Below are 19,006 nucleotides of genomic sequence, written 5' to 3'. Positions count from 1 at the left end.
CGCAAACCTCTTCCTCCGCGAAGCGGACGGCGTGCTCTGGAACATGGCGCCGGGGAGTGCGGGGTGTCGTCCGGTGAGTGACCATAACTGCTCCTGGCCTTGCCTCTCAGGCACCTGGCTGCTATGGTGGGTACGTACAGCAGCGCCTGGCAGTGTACCGTGTAGATAACCTGCTTTTCTCTTGGTACCGGGCTGGTCAGGGAAGGGAGGCGGCCATGGGGATCGGGGCTCGGGGGAACGCAGGCCGCGCCGGCTTGGCCTGCGTTGTAGCGCTTGTGCTGGGGTTGGCGATGGGCGCCGCTTGGGCACCGCGGAGCGCGTTGGCCCAGGTGTCGAGCGACGGGTGGGAGTTCACGCTCCTGGCGTGCCCGGCCGGCGGTGGATACGGGACAGGCGGTTTCGAGAACGGCCCCGGCGTGCCCCTGAACGGAAGTGGGAGCTTTGTCTTCAGCACGGCGAGCGATGGGCTCGCCTGGCTGCAACTCCACCAGGGCGGGCTCGACGGCGTTCCGCTCGCCAGCCTGCACAACCTGACCTACTCCACCTTCGTCGTCACCGGTGGTACGCAGGCGGCTCCGTACCTCATGCTCCAGGTCGACCTGAACGACGACGGCCTACCGGATGACCAGCTCGTGTACCTGCCGCACCTCAACGACACCGTCGTCCCGATCGAGTGGCAGACCTGGGACGCGCTCGAGGGCGTCTGGTGGTCGCTGAACGGGCGCGCCGGCATGACGCAGGCGAACCCGCAGCCGCTGAGCGTCTACCTGGACGCCTATCCCAACGCGACGCTGGCCAACGACGACACCGGCGCGCTGGTCGTGGCAGCGGGCTGTCTCAGCGGCGTCTCCTGGTCGTCCTGGCAGGGTGCCGTCGACGCGCTCAGCATTGCCTACAGCACGACGACGATCGCCTGGGATTTCGAGTCGACCGGGGTAGTGACCAGCCGAAGAGGGATTCCTGGCGGGCCGCTTACCTTTACGAACCTTACCCCCGCTCCCTGGAGCACGGTGGCGCCGGGCGAGGTGACGGTTGCGGTCAACGTCCGCAGCAGCAGCCCGATCACGCGGGTCACGATGACGCTCAATGGCCAGGAGCTGGCGCCGGAGATCGCCGGCCCCAACGCCTTCCAGCTCAGCGCCTTTACTGGGATCCGGCTCCAGCCAGGGCTGTACCAGGTGCTGGCGACCGCCGAGGATCGGTCCGGCCAAACCTTCCGGACCATGTGGCAGTTCGTCGTCTCCAACAACCCGAACGATAGCTGGTGGTTCCTGGCCGACGGTACTCCCCGACGAGCCGAAGTCGAGGCGACGCTGCGCAGCCTGGTGGAGGCGTTCCGCTGGCACCTGTACGGTGAGTCGTGGGATGGCTTCTACCACGGCGAGATGCCGACCCATGCCCAGGTCTCGGCTGGCTCGATCCGCTTCGACGCCCTCGCTCCTTCCCGCTACGCGACGCTCTCGCCGGGCCCAGTGCGGATCGCAGCGCACGTGACCTCCGGCGCTCCGATCACGAGCTTCCAGCTCTGGCTGAACGGCCAGCCGCTCGACACCGAGGTCGGCGGGCCGAGCGATACCGACCAGACCGCCTTCACCGAGCGCACGCTGGCCGCTGGGAGCTACGCCGTGAGCGCGCGGGTGCAGAACGCGCGCGGCGAGGCGCTGACGGTGACCTGGGGCTTCGTCGTCTCGCCGCTGGCCGCCGAGGGTCACTGGTTCACCGCCGATGGGCGAATGAAGGCAGACACCGTCTCTCGCTCGCTCAAGGCGCTCGTCGAAGCCTTCCGCTGGCACTTCTACGGCCAGTCCTGGGACGGCCGGCCTCATCCCGAGCTGCCGACTCATGCCACGGTCGTCACCGGCCCGCAGCCGATCGATCCCTGGTTCTCGGCCGACGGCCGGCCGATCCCGCAGAACATCTCGGCGACGCTGCGCAGCCTGGTGGAGGCGTTCCGCTGGCACTTCTGGGGCTATAGCTGGGACGGGCAGCAGCATTCCACCGATATTCCCACCCACGCCGAGTGAGCGAGCGCGCAGCTCAGCTCTCGTATACCCTTCAGTGTCCCCTCCTGCTCCAGCGCCGGGGCAGGAGGGGATCGGCGCACGGCACAGTCATGAGAGAGGGTGAACGACGCGCATGGAGTTGAAGCGTTGGATCGTCTTGCTGGCAGTGGTCCTTCTGCTCGGGGCCGGTTGCCGGCTCGGCGGCGAGAGTGGAACTCCCAGACCTACGGCCGGTGTCACGCCGACCAGGCCGGTAGCGACACCGACGGTCGCGGCCACAGCACCGGCGTCACCGGTGGAGCAGACCCCAAACCCATCGAGCACCCCCCCGCCGGGCAGCATCCTCGTCCAGCCGCCGGATGCGTACCTGGTGACGCAGAGCGGGGAGCAGAAGGCATCCTTCGGGGCTTTCTACTGGGTCCACGAGACCGGCTACGCCGCCGAGGTGACCTCGCGCGGCTTCGAGATCCAGCCCGAGCCGCTGGCGGTGCAGGCGGGCGAGACGGTGCAGATCGAGCTGCGCGGCGGCCCGGCCCCGGAGAAGGTCGCGCTCGACGTCTTCCCGGAAGAGGGGAACAAGGATCGGATCGGGCCGCAGGCGGGAGCGATCGTGGCGTTCATCCCCAGGACGGAACCGGCTGCCTCGGCTGAGCTCAGCGGATCGGATGGGCGTTACTCCTGGGTTACCGACGTCCCCGCCGGGAACTACTTCGTCCGTCTCCGGGTCGAGTGGCCCGAACCGTCGAGGAACCCAGTCCCCGGGCGTAAGCCGACAGCCGAGTATTCCTTCTTCATCGCAGTGTCTTAGCCAGCGCGCCTCGCGTGCTGCTCGATCGCTGGGAGCACGTGCGAGGATCGATGGCCGGCGCAGGCTCTCCCTCAGGGCCACCTGATGCGCGGGACGCAGGGGCCCTGAGCGCATCTCCAGCGTTCTCGGCTGGAGAGAGGGGTAGCCTGCGTGTCACACTTGGAGCGCCGGCGGTGTTGTATGGAGTGGATGCAGGGCGGGTGGACGGGCGCGATGGCCATTGCCCAGGCGAGCCTCCTCGATGACCAGGCACTGGTGCAGGCAGCGCGAGCAGGCGACGAGACGGCGTTCGCCGAGCTCTTCCGGCGGTACTACGGCCCGGTCTACCGGCTCGCGTTCAAGCTGGCCGGCTCCGCCGAGGAGGCGGAAGATCTGGCGCAGGAGGTGTTTATCCGCCTGTACCAGCGCCCACCGGCGCTCGCGGACGGGGAGAGCGTGCAGCCATGGCTCTATCGTGTCACCGCGAACCTCGGGCTGAACGCCATCCGTGGTCGCCGCCGCCATCACGACCGGCTGCTCCGCTGGTTTCGCTTGGAGTGGCCGCTGAACCGGGGTGCGGCGGCACGGGAGCTCGAGCAGCGCGAGGCGTCCGAGCTGGCGCGCGAGCTTCTTGCGGCGTTGCCGGAGCGTGATCGGGCAATCCTGGTGATGCGTCACAGCGGGCTCAGCTATGAGGAGATCGCTTCGGCTCTGGGCGTGCAGCCCAGCTCCGTCGGGACGCTGCTGGCCAGGGCCGAGCGACGAGTACGAGATCGGTACCGGGCACTCTACCCGGCCGGTACAGAGGAGCACTGAGCCGATGCTTCGACGACGGTCGTGTCCTGGTGCTGGCGAGCTGCGGATACTGCTCGACCGCGGCGACGGCGCGCTCCCGCCCGCCCAGCGCGAGCATGTCCGCCACTGCCCGGCTTGCCAGCGGCTCGTCCGCGAGCTCTCGGAGTCGGCCGAGATCGCTCGCCGGGTGGTCGACGCCGCCACGCCGGGAACGCTCCCCGATCCGGCCTTAGCGTACCGTCGCTGGCAGCAGCATGCGCGGGGACGGCGCGCGAGAAGCGATGCCAGGCGAGAAGGAGGAATCCCGATGGGATATCGAAGATCGGCCCCGGTGCGGTTCGCCGCGGCTGGCATAGCCGCCGTTGCGGTGCTGGCTCTCGTGGTCACGCTCACGCCGTTCGGCGCACTGGCCGACGAGTTCGTCAACCGCTTCCGGGTGCAGCAGTTCGCCGCCATCACGGTTCCGATGGAGGCCGTGGCGGCCATGACGGCACAGACCGAGATGCTGCCGCCCGAGCAGCGCGAGGCGATGCACCAGGAGCTGGAGCAGATCGCTCAGTTCACCACCACCTTCGAGGAAGAGAGCATGCGCGAGGTCGGCTCGCTCGATGAAGCGGCTACCCTGCTCGGCCGGGAGCCGGCCGCGCCGGGCGAGCTTCCGGCAGCCGTGAGCGGGGCCTCGCCGCGCTACTTCGTCGGCGAGGCGGGCACGGCCTCGGTGACGATCGACGTGGCCCGCGCCCGCGAGATGCTGGCTCGCCTGGGCGTCCAGTTCGCCTCGCTGCCCGATCCGGCGGTAGCGCCGACGGTGACGGTCACGCTCAACGTGCCCGCCTCGGCAGCGCAGGTCTACGAGAGCGGCGATCAGATGCTGGTCGTGGCCGAGATGGGCAGTCCCGAGCTGATCCTGCCCGAGACGATCGACCCCGAGCTGCTGCGAGAAGACCTCCTCTCGCTGCCTGGCTTGCCACCGGAGCTGGTCGCGCAGATCCGCGCGGTGCGCGATTGGCGGGAGACGCTGATCATTCCGGTCCCGGCCGACGCGTCGACCCGGCAGGTCACCCTTCACGGTGCGTCCGGGCTGCTGATCGAGGCTCCGGAGGGCTCGGCCGTTCTCTGGCAGAAGGATGGCGTGCTGCACGCGGTGGGCGGCACGATGGACGGTGAGACTGTCCTCTCGGTGGCTGAGTCCGTGCGTTGATGGCGCTCGCCGGGCTCGCCGCAGCGATGATGGGACAACAACTCTCGCATCCGCCCATTTCCTCCCCAACTCCAGATCCCGCAGTGGCCGGAGCCAGCTCCGGCCACTGCGTCTCCTGCTATGCCGGCCGGCAGCAGCCCTCGTGCTATGATCGACCCGGATTACGGCTCGCTGGGATCGCCCTGGAGAATCCGCGATGACCGCCACCGGTTCCGCACCGAGCCAGGCCCGCCCGGTCTCTGTCGTGCCTGTCATCGAATCCTTCGGCCTGCGCAAGGTCTACGGTGACCGGGTCGCGGTCGAGGACTTGAGCCTCGAGGTGTACGAGGGCGAGGTCTTCGGCTTCCTCGGCCCGAATGGCGCAGGCAAGACGACGTCGGTCAAGATGCTGGTGGGGTTGATCCAGCCGACGGCCGGCACGGCGCGCATCCTCGGCCGGCCGCTGGGCGACCTCGAGGCTCGCCGCCGGATCGGCTTCCTCCCCGAGCTGTTCCGTTTCCATGACTGGCTGCGCGGCGAAGAGCTGCTCGACCTGCACGGCAAGCTCTACGGGATGAGCCGTGAAGAGCGTCGCCGCCGCATCCCCGAGGTGCTGGAACTGGTTGGGCTGGCCGGCGTGGGTCACCTGCGCGTGCGCACCTACTCCAAGGGGATGCAGCAGCGCATCGGCATCGCGCAGGCGCTGCTGAACAACCCGCGCGTCGTCTTCCTCGACGAGCCGACCTCCGCGCTCGACCCACTGGGCCGCCGGGACGTGCGCGAGCTGATCCTGCGGCTGAAGTCGGAGGGCGTGACGATCTTCCTCAACTCGCACCTGCTCAGCGAGGTCGAGAGCGTCTGCGACCGGGTGGCGATCGTCAACCACGGCCGGGTGGTCGCCACCGGGCCGATGAGCGAGCTTCTCAGCCGGGAGCTGACCGTCGAGTTCCGTCTGGGCGCGTTGCCGGACGGCGTCGTCGGCGGGCTGGCCGCCTATGTCCAGGTCGAGACGGTCGCCGACGGCCCTCGGCCAGTCGTCGTCGCTCGCGCTGCCGATGAGACCGCGATCGCCCGGGCGGTCGACTACCTGGTGCGAGCCGGCGCGCCGGTCTACGGTGTGGTACCGGAGCGCCGCACGCTGGAAGAGGTGTTCGTGGACATCGTCAGCCGCGAGGGCGCGGAGCCGCGATGAAGTCCCTGGTCATCGCCCAGCTCACCTTTCGGGAGGGCCTGCGCAAGAAGCTGGTCTGGGGCGTGCTGCTGCTCAGCGTGCTCTTCGTCGTCCTCTATGTCTGGGGGTTTCACCTCTTCGTCGAGGACTGGCGCCAGATGGAGGCGCGCCGGGCCGAGCGCGGGGTGCCGCCAGCCGGGACGTACGAGATCTTCGCCAGCGCGATGGTCTTGCTTGGGCTCTGGACGGTGAACTTCCTCAGCGGGGTGATGACGATCTTCGCCTCGGTCGGCACGATCGCCAGCGAGATCGACGCGGGGACGCTCCAGGCGATTGTCCCCAAGCCGATCCGTCGATGGGAGATCGTGCTCGGCAAGTATCTGGGCTTCGCGGGCATGCTGGCGCTCTACATCGTCGCTATGGTCGCGTCGGTGATCCTGACCGCGCGTGTTGTCGGAGACTACACGCCGCCGAACGTTGTGCAGGGCACGTTGCTCATCCTCCTGGTGAGCCTGATCCTGCTCAGCCTGACTGTCTTCGGGAGCACGTTTCTGAGCACGGTCACCAACGGTGTCGTGGTCTTCATGCTCTACGGCATGGCCATCACCGGTGGGCTGGTGGAGCAGGTCGGCACCGCGCTGGATAACGACCTGCTGATCCGCATCGGGGTTATCAGCTCGATCGTCGTGCCGAGCGATAGCATGTGGCGACTCGCTAGCTACCTCTTCCAGCCGAGGCTGGCGGTCAACTTCCTGGGGCCGAACCCCTTCGGCACCACCACGCCGCCGAGCGCCTTCGCGGTACAGTATGCAGTGGCCTACGCCTTCGTCCTCCTGCTGGCCGCGATGCTCGTCTTCCGGAAGCGAGATCTCTAGCTGAGCGAAAGGTCAACGAGCGTGGACCTGGAGATTCAGACGTTTCCCAGCGGGCCGATCGCGACGAACGCGTACCTGGTCATCGATCCCGAGACCCGGCAGGCACTGGTCGTCGACGCGCCGCCCGAGTCAGCCGATGCGCTGCAGGAAGGTGCTCGGGATCGAGGAGCGCAGATCGCCCTCATCGTGATCACGCACACCCACTGGGATCATGTCCTCGATGCGGCGCGGCTGCGACGAGAGACGGGCGCGCCGCTGGCTGCGCATCCGCTCGCCGTGTCCCGGCTGGAGAACCCTCGGCCGCCGTTCAGCGATCCGTCGCTCGCGATCGAGCCGGTCTCGCCGGACCGCCTGCTCGGAGACGGTGACGAGGTCGAGCTGGGACGCTGGCGCTTCCGGGTGATCCACACGCCCGGGCACGCGAGCGAGCAGATCTCTCTCTACGAGCCGGAGGCCGGCGTCCTCTTCGGTGGCGATACGCTGTTTGCCGGTGGCTACGGGCGTGTCGACCTTCCCGGAGCCAGCGTGGAGCAAACGGTCGCAACCATGCGGCGACTGCTCGAGCTGCCGGACGAAGTGGTGGTCTACCCTGGCCACGGCCAGGCGACGACCATCGGCCGGGAGCGCCCCTGGATGGTGCAGATCGCGTCATCGTCGCCAGCCTAAGACCCGAGCCGCCGGCGCTGTGCAGGGCGGGGAATCGCGACGCAGCAGAGTTCTGGTTCGTGTCCACAGCATCGTACGCTCCTTGACACACCTCTGGTCAAATAGCTATTCTACAGTAGGGTTCCGGCTCGGTCGAGAGACCTGCCTGATCAGGTCACCAGCCGAGCGCTCCCCGCCGAAGGTACTCGTTCTTGTTCGCTGCCTGACAGAGGAGGGGTAGGAGTGTTCCTCGTCCTCGGGCGCCTCGCGCTCGCGTTGGCTCTCGGGTTTGTCCTCTCGGGCGTATCCCTCATCGCCCCGTCGGGATATACCGCACGCCGTGCGGCCGCACAGGAGCCGTGTATTCACTTCCCCGAGACAGGTCATCGGGTGTGCCACGGCTTCCGCGCCTATTGGGAGCAGTTCGGTGGGCTCGCTCTATTCGGCTACCCGCTGACCGACGAGTTCGTCGATCCCGAGACAAGGATCGTTACCCAGTGGTTCGAGCGTGCCCGCTTCGAGTGGCATCCGGGAGGCTATCCTGAGCGGCACGATGTCCTCCTCGGGCTGCTCGGCCGCGAACTGGTCGCAGCGTGGGAGAGCACCGATCCCAGCTTCCCGAGCGGGCCCTTTATACCTGTCGGGCCCGATCCCGGCTGCCTGCACTTCGCCGAGACGGGCCATAACCTGTGCGGGGGCTTTCGGGCCTACTGGGAGCGGTTCGGGGGGCTGGCGGTGTTCGGCTACCCCATCAGCGAGGAGTTCCGCGAGGTGAACTTGGACGACGGGCAGGAGTACGTAGTCCAGTACTTCGAGCGCGCCCGCTTCGAGTGGCACCCAGGGGCGTGGCCGGAGCGGTACGACGTCCTGCTGGGCCGGCTGGGGCACACACTGCTCGAGGCACGGACGGCAGAGCCAGCGATCAGCTTTGAGACCTCGCCCTTCTGGACGTCCACGCTTACTGCGGGACTGCAGGTCGTTGTGCGGCGCGGTCCCTTCCCGATCCCGCAGGCGGACGTGCTCTTCCGCATCGTCGAGGGGCCGAACCAGCATCTCGCCTGGCGGCTGGCCGGCCGCACTGATGACTGGGGTGGCTTGTGGCTCCAGTACACCGGAGCGCGAGCCGGCCTCGATCGGGTCGAAGCGTGCGTCGACGTGGATCGCAACGGGCGCTGTGACGCCGGCGAGCCGCGTGCCAGCGCCGAGGTCTGGCTTGGGCTAGAGGTGGAATGGGCGGCTCAGCCCGGCTGGACGTTGCTGCTGGGTCAGGATGCGACGGTAACGGTGCGGCTCGTCCTTGGAGGCAAACCCTTCGCTGGCGTCCAATTGCTCGTGAATGGCCTCGATCCAGAACCTACTCCTCCCACTGTGGTCACGACCGACACGAGCGGGCACGTAACCTTGCGTGCGCCGAGCCCGGCACATCCGCCGATCGGCTCCTCGCGCGTGATCGTGCTCTGCCTCGACTGGAATCGGGATGTCGAATGCGATCTCGCTCTAGAACCTCGGCAGCTCTTGTGGGTCTCGGAGGTGCAGATCGGCACCTGGCTCCCTTCCGGCACCGCTGATGTGGTCGGAGGCGAGTATGCAGCGTCCTTCTCGGTATCCGGAGTCGCCGGGTTGCCCGTGCGCCTGGTCGTGACCGGCGCCAACGCGCAGGCTCGGACAGCCGTCACGGATTCCTTCGGAACCGTCGAGCTGCGCTACCGCGGCGAGCGTGGAGGGACAGACCTGATCACGGCCTGCGTCGACCTCAACCGGAACGATGCCTGCGACGCGAACGAGCCGATCGCCGGTCCGCTGGCGCACCACTGGGTCACCGGCGCGCAGCTCAGCCTCGCCGGGCCGGCCGTGGACGGCGACGCCGCCACTGGTTGGCAGCCAGGGAATGCCAGCCCAGCGTTCCAGGCCACCGCAACCCTGGAGCCGGCCCTGGATCCGGCCGCGGTTGCTCCGCGCCTGTTCATCGAGCTGGTCGACGACACGGCCTCGGCCCGGGTGGCCGGCGGCGAGCAGGTGGTGCGCTGGTTCAGCGGCGTGCCCCTGGACATCTTCGTGCTGCACGGCGGGCCGGGCGATCGGTTGCGCGTGCGCGTCTGGCTCGACAGCGACGCGAGCGGCTGGCTCTTCCCGGACGGGGACGACCTGCTCCTCGAGCGGGAGGTGACGCTCACCGGGTGAGCCGTCACCCCCCGCTAGGGGACGAGCCGGCTGCTACGCCTGGAGCAGCCGGCGGAATGGCTCGGGGTCGTCGAAGGGACCGAGCAGGGCCAGGGCGTAGCGCTGCACCTGGAACAGCTCCCCGGCCAGCGCCTGGATATCGTCGCTGGTGACCGCCTGGATGCGTGCGATCACCTCGTCCGGCGTCAGGATCTCGCCGTAGACCAGCTCTTGCCCGCCGATCCAGCTCGCGACTGCCCGGCTGTCCTCCAACCCCATCACGATCCGCCCCTTGCGCAGCTCCTTAGTGCGCTCCAGCTCGTCGGGCGGCACCGGCTCCCGGCGCAGCTTGTCCAGCTCGCGCAGGATGGCCTGGATAGCGCGGCCCACCTGCTCGACGTCGGTGCCGGCGTAGACGACTGCCTCGCCGACGTCCATATACTCGCGGAAGTAGCCGTAGACCTCGTAGGCCAGCCCCTGGCGCTCGCGGATCTCTTTGAACAGGCGCGAGCTCATGCCGGAGCTGAGCACGGCGTCGATCATCCCTTGGGTGAACCGCCGCTCGTCGGTGTAGGGCAGCGCCGGCAGGCCGACGCAGAGGTGCGCCTGCTCGGTGGACCGGCTGACCACGAGGACATCGGGCAACCCATCGCGGATCCGGGCTGGCTCCAATTGTGGTTCTGGCCCGGCCGGCAGCTCACCGAAGTAGCGATCGGCCAGCTCCACCACCTGCTCGTGCCAGAGGTCGCCAGCAGCCGCGATGACGAGCCGGTTGGCCTGGTAGTGCTGGCGCACGTAGGCGACGAGGTCATCGCGAGTGATCGCCTGTACCGTCTCCACGCTGCCGATGATCGGGCGGCCGAGCGGCTGGCCGTTCCAGACGGCTTGGTCGATCACGTCGTGGATGTAGTCGTCCGGCGTGTCGTAGATGCCGTGGATCTCCTCGATGATGACCCGCCGCTCCTTCTCCAGCTCCTCGGGGGCGAACAGCGAGTGGCGCACCATGTCGGCCAGCACCTCGAAGGCGAGCGGGAGGTGCTCGCTGGGCACCTTCACCCAGTAGTTGGTGCTCTCGCGGTTCGTCGCGGCGTTGATGAGCCCGCCGACGCCCTCGATCGCCTCGGTGATCTGCACCGGGTCAGGGCGATGCTCGGTGCCCTTGAAGAGCATGTGCTCGAGGAAGTGCGAAATGCCGGCCTTGGCGTCGGGCTCGTGCCGCGAGCCCACGCCGAAGTAGAGGATCAAGCTGGCCGAGCGGACGTGGTCCATCCGGCTGGTCACGACGCGAATACCGTTCGGCAGCGTGGTCTTCGAGTACTCCATCGACTCCTCGCAACTGTGGGGCGAACGGTGTTTTGCCCTCACCACTCATATGACGCGACTGTTCGCGCTCTTCTACGATCCCGGCTCCGGGAGCGCCGCGGCCTCGTGGAGGACCAGCCGCAGCGCGGCCTCGGCCGCGAGCCGGATATTGGTCAGCCGGTCGCCCTGGAAGCGGTGCTCCTCGCAGGTGACGCCATGAGGGGTCGCGCAGGCAACATAGACCAGCCCGACCGGCTTGGTCGGCGTGGCACCGGTCGGGCCGGCGATCCCGGTCGTCGAGATACCGATATCGGCCCCGGTCCGCTCGCGGATGCCTCGCGCCATCGCCTCGGCGCACTCCCGGCTGACCGCGCCGTGTGTCTCGAGGATGCTCGCCGGCACGCCCAGCAAGGCCTGCTTGAGCTCATTGCTGTAGGCGATGACCCCGCCCAGATAGTAGGCCGAGCTCCCCGAGACGGTCGTGATCAGGTGGCCGACGAGCCCGCCGGTGCACGACTCGGCCGTCGCCAGCGTGAGCCGGCGACCGGTCAGCAGGTCATAGAGCTGCCGCTCTAGAGGCGGCAGGTCCGGCATCCCGTACGCTCCCGCGCCGCCTTCTCTCCGACACCGGTGCAGAAGTATATCAGTGTTGCCGCTTGCCCTTCTGTGCTGGTCCCCCGTTCGAGTTCGACGTGACCTCGTTTGCCGTCCGGCGGGCGAACATCGCGTCCTGGCGATAGCCATCGTGCTCAGCGCCAGTGTAGGGATCGAGCTGCGGCGAGGTCGCCAGCGCGTTCAGACCCGTCCAGACGACGTTGATGCTGTCGTCTGGGCCGACTGCCAGCCCGGTGTAGTCGCCGTGGAAGACGTTGCAGTCCTTCCCCACGGCGTTCTCGACCGGCGGGTCGGTGTAGCCGGCCGGACCACAGGCCGCCGGCCAGCGATCCTGTGGCACGTACTGGCCGGTCCAGTGCGTGACTGAGACGTCCGGGAACTCCACGGGCCCCAGCACCTCCTTGCCCGCGCCCTCGATCCACAGCACGTGAACGAAGCTGTCAGCCGGAGCCGGCTCGGTGTCCTCGTCCCAGGCAACCACTAGCCTGCCGTCCGAAAGGTAGCCGGCCCAGGGGAACCACTGCGGAGCACCGTTGCCGCGATCGATGAGCGTGCGGTCTGACCAGGTCTCACCGCCGCCAGTCGAGACGACCTTGAAGACGTCGGTATCGAATTCGGTCTTGGCGTCGCAGGGGTCGTAGTTTGGCGGCCCGCCGATGTTGAGCCCACCCTCCGGGGTGACGAAGCAGAATGGGGTCGCCGCCGGGTTCGGCGTGCCGCGGTCGGCGAAGACGATCGTGATCTCGCTGGCATTGGCCGGGTTGACCACGATGTTGCCGGAGGCGTTCCAGCGGATCTGGTGGCCCCAGACCGTCTGGCGCGAGATCACCGACCAGGGCATGTCGCTCAGCCCGTCCTCGAGCTGCACCGCCGGCACCGGCTCGCTCCAGGTGGCCCCACCGTCGGTGGACTTGACGACCATGATCTGGGCATCGAAGTCGAACGGCACTTCCCAGGAGTTCTCGTTCTGGTAGTTGTGGAAGTGGACGTAGACCGTGCCGCCGGGAGCGACCACCGGGATCGAGAACTGGTCCTCGTCGCACTCGCCCTCAGGGCCGGTGGTCTGGAACGAGCAGCTCTGGTGGAATCCCGAGATCTCGACCGGCGGGGTCCAGGTCAGCCCGCCATCGTCTGAGTAGCTGAGGACGATCGGCGAGCGCGTGTAAGCTCCCTGCCGCCCGTTGACGAAGAGCGTGGCCGTGAGGTAGGCCCGGCCGTAGAAGGGCGAGTGCGGGTCATTGTCGACCGTCAGCCATTCCTTGTCGAAGAAGGTCGCTCGATTTGCCGGGCCGATGCCGGTGCCCCGCCCCTTCATCACCGTGATCGGCTCGCTCCAGGTAAGGCCACCGTCCGTCGAGCGGCTGACCGCTACGTCTCCCTGGGCGACGAACGGGCCGCCGCGTCCGCTCACGTTCTCGAGCTGGGCCATCAGCACGACACCGTGCTTGCGGTCGAACGCCGGCACCGGGTCGCCGCCACCGTTGCCGCTCTTGAGCGGGATCTGGCCGTCGACCCAGGTCTGGCCGCCGTCGAACGAGGTGAAGAAACCGGTTGGCACGATCGCCTGGCGGGCGCCGGTGGCGTTGTTGAAGCGGTAGTAGTAGTCGTTCGAGCCGGCAACGAGGTGATTCGGATCGTCAGGGTTCACGGCGATCGCGATCTCGTTATCCGGCGCGAAGTCCTGGCCAAAGTCATTGACGTTGCAACTGATGTCAACTGCTGTGCTCGGGTCGCCGGAACTCTCGCAGCGGAACCGTTCGATCTGCTCCTTGCTGAACTGGCCGTCAGGGCCGGTCATGCCTGGCTGTACGTCGGTGTCCAGCTCGAGCGGCGAGGGCAGGAGCTTGAAGGGGAGCAAGCGTTCTCCAGGATTGAAGCCGCGCTGGAAGCGGCTGACCGCGGCCGACGACCAGGTAGAGACGCTGAGCAGGGCGAGGACCAGACTGAGGGCGATGAACAACCGAGCCGGTAGGCCAGGTCTCCGTGTCATCCCTCATTCCCTCCCATCCCGTGGCGCCGTTGGGTGAACGTCCTCTCATGAAGCAGATGGGGTAGAACCAGGAGGCCGGAACTCTCCCTCGTCGCACCTCCCCTCTCGTCCGGCGATTGCTCAGTCTCGACCACGCGTGAAGCCGGAACGCGCGTTCCCTCACTGCTGGGGTTCGCCCTCAAACTAGCTTGGTGAGAGGATTCTGTCAACTATCGAAGAGATTTTCTAGTGGCTACCGGTCAGTCGCCGGGAATGGGGTTGGCCGCTATTTCCAGCGCGTCGGCCTGCCGGCTGGCCGGCACCATCGCCGCCAGAACGGCACCGGCGAGCAGGCCAGCGCCGGTGACGGCCAGTACCGGCAGCACGCCGAAGACATCGCCGGCCCACCCGCCGATCCCGTTCGCCACGATCAATGCCGTGAAGATGAGTGTCGAACGGAAGCTGAAGACACGCCCGAGCAAGTGCGTCGGCGTGCAGCGATGCACGATCGTCACGCTGGGGATCAGCACCATCATGTTGCCGACGCCGGTCACGGCCATGAGCAGCACAGCGGTCCAGAGCATGGTCGTGCTGGCCAGACCCAGAATGGCCGCGCCCATGAGAGCGAGCCCGGCGATCACCAGCGTGCCGAGCCGGCGAGCTCCGAAGAGGGCCAGCCCAGCCGCGCCGACCACGCTTCCGAGGCCGATGCCGAAGTTCAGCATCGCATAGGCCAGCTCGTCGTCCCCAATCACCTCATAGGCATAGCCGATCAGCAGCGGCATCGCGATCCCGGCCGCGAACGGCCCGAGGAGCAGTACCGCCGTGTTAGCTCGGACGATCGGATGCTGGGCCAGGAAGCGCAGACCTGTTACCAGTTCCTCCCAGACCTGCCGGAGCGAGCTCTCCTCCGCTCGCTCGACCAGTGGCAGGCGCAGAGCGAGCAAGATCAGCGCCGAGAGCGCGTAGCAGAGCGCAGTGCCGCCGAAGGCGGCGGTGAGGCCGGTCTCCGTCCCCAGCCAGCCACTCAGGAGCCCGACACCAACGCCGGCGAGGGGGTAGCCGGCGAGGTCGCCGACACTCTCGACCATCGAAGAGAACGAGTTGGCGGCAGTGAGCTGGGACGAGGGCACGACCGAGGGGATGGACGCGACCTTTGCCGGCCGGTGCAGGATCGACGCGGTGTTGAGCAGGAAGAGCAGGACATAGACCGACCAGAGCGAGATCGGAGCCAGGATCGGGATGAGGAGCACCGGAACGATGCGGGCCAAGTCCGAGGCGATCATGATCTTGCGGCGATCCCAGCGGTCGACGGCCACGCCGGCTAGCGGCCCGAGCGCGAGATCGGGCAACGACGAGGCGATGAACGCTACGCCCGCGTCCATCAGCGAGCCGGTCAGGTGCCAGATCAACGCGGCGAGCGCAACCCGGTGAATCCGGTCACCCAGGGTAACAATAAGGTCCGATGACCAGAGCGCTGCGAAGTTGCGATTGCCGATGAGCAGGGCAAACGGCTTGCCCTGGAGCCTCATCCGTCCCCCGATCCCCCACGTTGCGCTCCAGGTTTGTCCCGGAGTGTGTCCTCTTCCCCACTGGCGATGGCCGATCAACTCTTTGCACAGTATACCCATCGCCGGTGCCCCAGGGTAGGGATAACGAGATGTCGAGTCGACGGCGACCAGAGGGGTGGTGGACTTGCGCCTGCCCATTGACACTCGCGACGCAGCCGCCGTAGCCTGCGGTCGGTCAGATCGGCGCAGGATCGCGGTTCGGAGGGTGAGCGATGGTGGCAGAGCGGAGGCGGAGACCGTCACTGACGCCGGAGGAGGCCCGGGCGCTGCATTACGAGGCGCTGGTGATCGACACCCAGCAGCCGCCGATCACCACCGGCATGCTCTTCACCGAGCGGATGCGACGGGTGGTCGAGGAGTACGCCCGCCAGGGGCGCTCGCGCGCCGAGGTGGCGCCGGTGCTGGAGGCGATGGCGGCCCGGGAGATCCAGACCTCGCCCGAGGCGCGGCAGGCCTACCTCGCCATGTGGGAGCGCTCGGGAGTGACGGTCGCCTGCGGCACCTACTCGGGAGCGGGGCGGTTGGGGGAGGCCTTCGAGCGGGCCGTGCGCCGGATCGCCCAGGCGCAAGCGATCGTCGACGCCCTCCGCGACAAGCTGGTGCTGGTGCGCCGGGCGGCCGACATCGAGCGGGCGCACGCCGAGGGCAAACACGGGATCGTCATCGACTTCCAGGACACCATCGCCTTCGGCGACGACCTGGAGCGGATCGAGTGCTTCTACCACCTGGGGCTGCGGATGGTGCAGCTCACCTACAACCTGCAGAACCTGGTGGGGGACGGCTGCACCGAGCGCTACCAAGGTGGGCTCACCTACTTCGGGCGGGAGGTGGTGCGGCGGCTGAACGAGCTGGGAATCCTGGTCGACATCAGCCACTGCAGCGAGCAGGTAGGCTGGGATGCGCTGGAGGTGTCGACGGCGCCGGTGGTGGTGTCGCACTCGGCCAGCAAGGCGGTGGCGCGGCACGACCGGGGGAAGTCGGACGAGCTGGCGCGGGCGGTGGCGGAGCGGGGCGGCTACTTCGGGGTGGTGGTGGTGCCGGGGTTCATCAGCGAGCGGCCGGAGGCCACGCTGGAGGACTTCGTGCGGCACGTGGAGCACCTGGTGGACGTGTGCGGGATCGACCACGTGGGGATCGGGACCGACAAGATGGGGCCGCCCAGCTCCCGGACGGGCTCGCTGATCGAGTATCCGCCCGCGATGCCGGTCAACCCGCCGGGGGCGTTCGACTGGGCGGGGTTCCGGCTGGAGGAGCACCGGCTGACGCCGGACTACCGGATCGCGGGGTACGAGACGTTTGCCGACTGGCCGAACCTGACGGTGGCGCTGGCGCAGGCGGGGTTCACCGAGGAGGAGCTGCGCAAGCTGCTGGGCCTCAACTTCCTGCGCGTCTTCCGCGAGGTCGTGGGCTAGGGTCGAGCCCGGTGCCGGGCCTGGAGAGCGTCGCCTGGTGTGACCTGCCAGCCTGGAGAGCGCGGGTCGGTGGCACTGGCGTTCGGCGTCAAGGCGTGTGGCGCTGCCGGGCGAACTGCCGTGCGGCTGCTACCCGCTCGGCGATGGAGGGGTGACTGCCGAAGAGCCAGCGCTCTAGCCGGGGCGGGTCGGGATCGCTCAGGTTCTGCACCGCCAGGCGCTGCATCGCGCGGATGAACGCAGAGGCGTCACCGGTCAGCTCCAGCGCGAAGCGGTCGGCCTGCCGCTCGATCCGGCGGGAGAACGCGCTGACGGCTGGCGCCAGGATCAGGCCGGCTAGGGCAGCGAGCCAGGCGATCAGTGGCAGCGCGGCCGGCTGGTCGAGCCTCCCGAGCCCGAGCTGGCGCCCGTACCGGCGCGTCGCGCGCTCGGCCAGGCGCTGCGCCAGCCAGGTGGTCAGCGTCACCTGTGCGGTCGAGGCCAGGATCAGGCGCCAGAGGTCGCGATGGGCTTGATGGCCCAGCTCGTGAGCCAGGATGACCGCGATCTCGTCCGGCGCGAACTCATCGAGCAGCGTGTCGCCGAGCACGATGCGGCGCGTGCGTCCCAGTCCGGCGAAGAAGGCGTTCGCCTTGCGCGTCCGGCGGCTGAGATCGGTCACCAGGATCTCGCTCACCTGGATGCCGGCAGCCGCAGCCTGGTCGCGCAGGCGGGCGGCCAGCGCCTCGTCTTCCAGCGGGCGGTAGCGGTTGAACCGTGGCGCGATGACGACTGGGAAAAGGAAGCTGAAGAGCGCCGCCAGCGGGGCGGCCGCCAGGCTGAGCGCCAGCCACCAGCGGCGGGGCCAGCGCCGGAGAGCTGCCAGCACCCCCTGCCCGATGAGCGTCTCGACCGGTAGGCCGAGCGCGAGGGCCTTGAGCTGGTCGACGATCCAGTCTCGCCCGCGCTGGGTGCTCAGGTCATAGCGGTGCTCCAGAACCAGGTCGCGCCAGGCGCGCGACGGCAGCCCGAGCAGCCAGGCGCCCGCCCCGTACGACGCGATGGTGCATGCTTCCGCCGGCAGTCCGGCCGGTAGCCGCCGGGCGAGGCGCTCCTGGACGATTACCGGCAGGCGCAGCGCGAGCGCCAGCCCGCCAGCGGCCACGTCGAACGCGAGGTCGGCCAGCAGCCAGCGTAGCCGGTCGCGGCGGTAGCTCCGCGCTCGCGCCAGCCATTCCGGGTCGTCGAGCGGCGAGGCCGCTGCGTCAATATCCTCTCCAGGCAGTCGAGCTTGCCCGGTCATGTGCCCTCGCTCCCTCCCGCCAGTGGCGTGGCGCTCGCTCGCGCCTGGATTATTCACCGCCGGCTGCCTGCTATGCTGGGCAGGAACCTGGCGGTGACCGAGGAACGGGGGAGAGGCATGGACAGTGAGGCGGTTCGACGTCCGCGAGCGCGCGAGATCGGGCTGGTGCTCGGCGAGCTGCCTCCAGGGCCGCGGAACGCGATTACCGACGTTCCGGACGTGCGGGTGGGGCACGTCACGCTCGTGGGGGGAGAGGGGCGACTGGTGCCCGGTCGCGGGCCGATCCGGACTGGCGTCACGGTGATCCTGCCGCACGGCGACAACCTGTTTCGCCAGAAGGTGCCCGGCGCGCTCTTCGTGCTCAACGGTTTCGGCAAACCGACCGGGGTCGCCCAGCTCGACGAGCTCGGCGTCATCGAGACGCCGATCGCGCTCACCAGTACGCTCTCTGTGCCGCGGGTGGCCGATGGGCTGCTCGAGCACGCCATCCAGACCAACCCGGACATCGGCATCACTACCAGTACCGTCAACCCGCTGGTGTTCGAGTGCTCGGATGCGTGGCTGAACGACATGCAGGGCCGGCACGCGCGGGCTGAGCACGCGCTGGAGGCGATCCGGCAGGCGAGCTCCGGCGCGGTCGAGGAGGGAAACGTCGGCGCCGGCACCGGCATGCTGCTCTTCGGTTTCAAGGGAGGGATCGGAACAGCCTCGCGCCGGCTGCCGTCGGAGCTGGGTGGGTACACCGTCGGTGCCCTGGTGCTCGGCAACTTCGGCCGGCGCGAACAGCTCACCATCGCCGGGGTACCGGTCGGCCGGCTGCTGCGCGACTGGCGGCCCACCGGCTCGGGAGAGGAACGAGGCTCGGTGATCGTCGTGCTGGCGACCGATGCCCCACTGCTCGACCGCGCGCTGCGCCGGCTCGCCCGCCGGGGCGCGCTCGGTCTGGCCCGTACGGGCTCGATCGCCGGTCACGGCAGCGGCGACTTCGTGCTGGCGTTCTCGAACGCAATCCGGATCCCGCACGAGCCGCCCGAGCCGGTGCTCCAGCTCCCGTACCTGGTCGAGAGCGGCCGGCTGATCGACCTGCTCTTCCAGGCCGCGGTCGAGGCGACCGAGGAGGCCGTGGTGAACGCGCTGTTCCGGGCCGGGACGATAGTGGGGCGCGACGGCCACACTGCGCACGCGTTGCCGCTGGAGGAGACGCTGGGGCTGCTACGCCGGGCCGGCCGGCTGTAGCAG

15 protein-coding genes are annotated in these 19,006 nt (G+C 68.5%); 10 read left to right on the top strand and 5 right to left on the bottom strand.

The features are described 5' to 3' along the window. The first annotated feature begins 215 nt into the window (after positions 1 to 215). The 8 genes from NET02_RS09740 to NET02_RS09705 all read left to right on the top strand — a co-directional run bounded on the left by NET02_RS09740 (position 216) and on the right by NET02_RS09705 (position 9,637). On the top strand, positions 216 to 2,024 hold the full coding sequence (locus NET02_RS09740) for a hypothetical protein (protein ID WP_284057215.1): 1,809 nt from the start codon (positions 216 to 218) through the stop codon (positions 2,022 to 2,024). A 112-nt stretch (positions 2,025 to 2,136) separates the two neighbouring features. Then, a complete protein-coding gene (locus NET02_RS09735) occupies positions 2,137 to 2,811 on the top strand; it encodes a hypothetical protein (RefSeq protein ID WP_284057214.1) in 675 nt (224 codons plus the stop codon). A 180-nt stretch (positions 2,812 to 2,991) separates the two neighbouring features. Continuing rightward, the gene (locus NET02_RS09730) at positions 2,992 to 3,606 is read left to right on the top strand and encodes an RNA polymerase sigma factor (RefSeq protein ID WP_284057213.1); all 615 of its coding nucleotides are present in this window, start codon (positions 2,992 to 2,994) and stop codon (positions 3,604 to 3,606) included. Between the two features lie 4 nt (positions 3,607 to 3,610). Then, positions 3,611 to 4,786, top strand: a complete 1,176-nt coding sequence (locus tag NET02_RS09725) for an anti-sigma factor (RefSeq protein ID WP_284057212.1) — start codon at positions 3,611 to 3,613, stop codon at positions 4,784 to 4,786. 196 nt (positions 4,787 to 4,982) lie between these two features. Then, positions 4,983 to 5,957: an ABC transporter ATP-binding protein gene (locus NET02_RS09720; protein ID WP_284057211.1), complete on the top strand. Its 975-nt coding sequence runs from the start codon at positions 4,983 to 4,985 to the stop codon at positions 5,955 to 5,957. Continuing rightward, positions 5,954 to 6,811 (top strand): ABC transporter permease subunit, encoded by an 858-nt coding sequence (locus NET02_RS09715; protein WP_284057210.1) that lies wholly within the window; start codon positions 5,954 to 5,956, stop codon positions 6,809 to 6,811. Before NET02_RS09720 ends, NET02_RS09715 begins: the two co-directional genes overlap by 4 nt. 21 nt (positions 6,812 to 6,832) lie before the next feature. Next, positions 6,833 to 7,477 (top strand): MBL fold metallo-hydrolase, encoded by a 645-nt coding sequence (locus tag NET02_RS09710; RefSeq protein WP_284057209.1) that lies wholly within the window; start codon positions 6,833 to 6,835, stop codon positions 7,475 to 7,477. 222 nt (positions 7,478 to 7,699) lie between these two features. Continuing rightward, positions 7,700 to 9,637, top strand: a complete 1,938-nt coding sequence (locus NET02_RS09705) for an LGFP repeat-containing protein (RefSeq protein WP_284057208.1) — start codon at positions 7,700 to 7,702, stop codon at positions 9,635 to 9,637. Between the two features lie 33 nt (positions 9,638 to 9,670). On the opposite strand, the gene NET02_RS09700 is transcribed toward NET02_RS09705, so the two are convergent. From NET02_RS09700 to NET02_RS09685, 4 genes are all read right to left on the bottom strand, one after another. Next, a complete protein-coding gene (locus tag NET02_RS09700; RefSeq protein WP_284057207.1) occupies positions 9,671 to 10,939 on the bottom strand; it encodes a M16 family metallopeptidase in 1,269 nt (422 codons plus the stop codon). 72 nt (positions 10,940 to 11,011) lie between these two features. After that, positions 11,012 to 11,512: a CinA family protein gene (locus NET02_RS09695; RefSeq protein ID WP_284057206.1), complete on the bottom strand. Its 501-nt coding sequence runs from the start codon at positions 11,510 to 11,512 to the stop codon at positions 11,012 to 11,014. Positions 11,513 to 11,561: 49 nt separating this feature from the next. Further along, entirely contained in the window at positions 11,562 to 13,523 is a 1,962-nt protein-coding gene (locus NET02_RS09690; RefSeq protein WP_284057205.1) for a sialidase family protein, read from the bottom strand. A gap of 239 nt (positions 13,524 to 13,762) precedes the next feature. Further along, positions 13,763 to 15,034, bottom strand: a complete 1,272-nt coding sequence (locus NET02_RS09685; RefSeq protein WP_284057204.1) for an MFS transporter — start codon at positions 15,032 to 15,034, stop codon at positions 13,763 to 13,765. 254 nt (positions 15,035 to 15,288) lie between these two features. Between NET02_RS09685 and NET02_RS09680 the strand changes: the two genes are divergently transcribed. Beyond that, positions 15,289 to 16,485 carry a dipeptidase gene (locus NET02_RS09680; protein ID WP_284057203.1) on the top strand — a complete coding sequence of 399 codons (1,197 nt, stop codon included), beginning with the start codon at positions 15,289 to 15,291 and terminating at the stop codon, positions 16,483 to 16,485. A gap of 88 nt (positions 16,486 to 16,573) precedes the next feature. Here NET02_RS09680 and NET02_RS09675 read toward each other — a convergent pair whose 3' ends face one another. Continuing rightward, positions 16,574 to 17,767 carry a M48 family metallopeptidase gene (locus NET02_RS09675; RefSeq protein ID WP_284057202.1) on the bottom strand — a complete coding sequence of 398 codons (1,194 nt, stop codon included), beginning with the start codon at positions 17,765 to 17,767 and terminating at the stop codon, positions 16,574 to 16,576. A gap of 117 nt (positions 17,768 to 17,884) precedes the next feature. Here NET02_RS09675 and NET02_RS09670 point away from each other — a divergent pair, with 117 nt between their 5' ends. Beyond that, positions 17,885 to 19,003, top strand: coding sequence for a DmpA family aminopeptidase (locus tag NET02_RS09670; RefSeq protein WP_284057201.1), 1,119 nt, complete (start codon positions 17,885 to 17,887; stop codon positions 19,001 to 19,003). The last annotated feature ends 3 nt before the right edge of the window (positions 19,004 to 19,006 follow it).

Source organism: Thermalbibacter longus (assembly GCF_023806485.1).
Taxonomy (GTDB): domain Bacteria; phylum Chloroflexota; class Chloroflexia; order Thermomicrobiales; family Thermomicrobiaceae; genus Thermalbibacter; species Thermalbibacter longus.
This window is presented reverse-complemented; position numbering and strand designations above follow the sequence as displayed.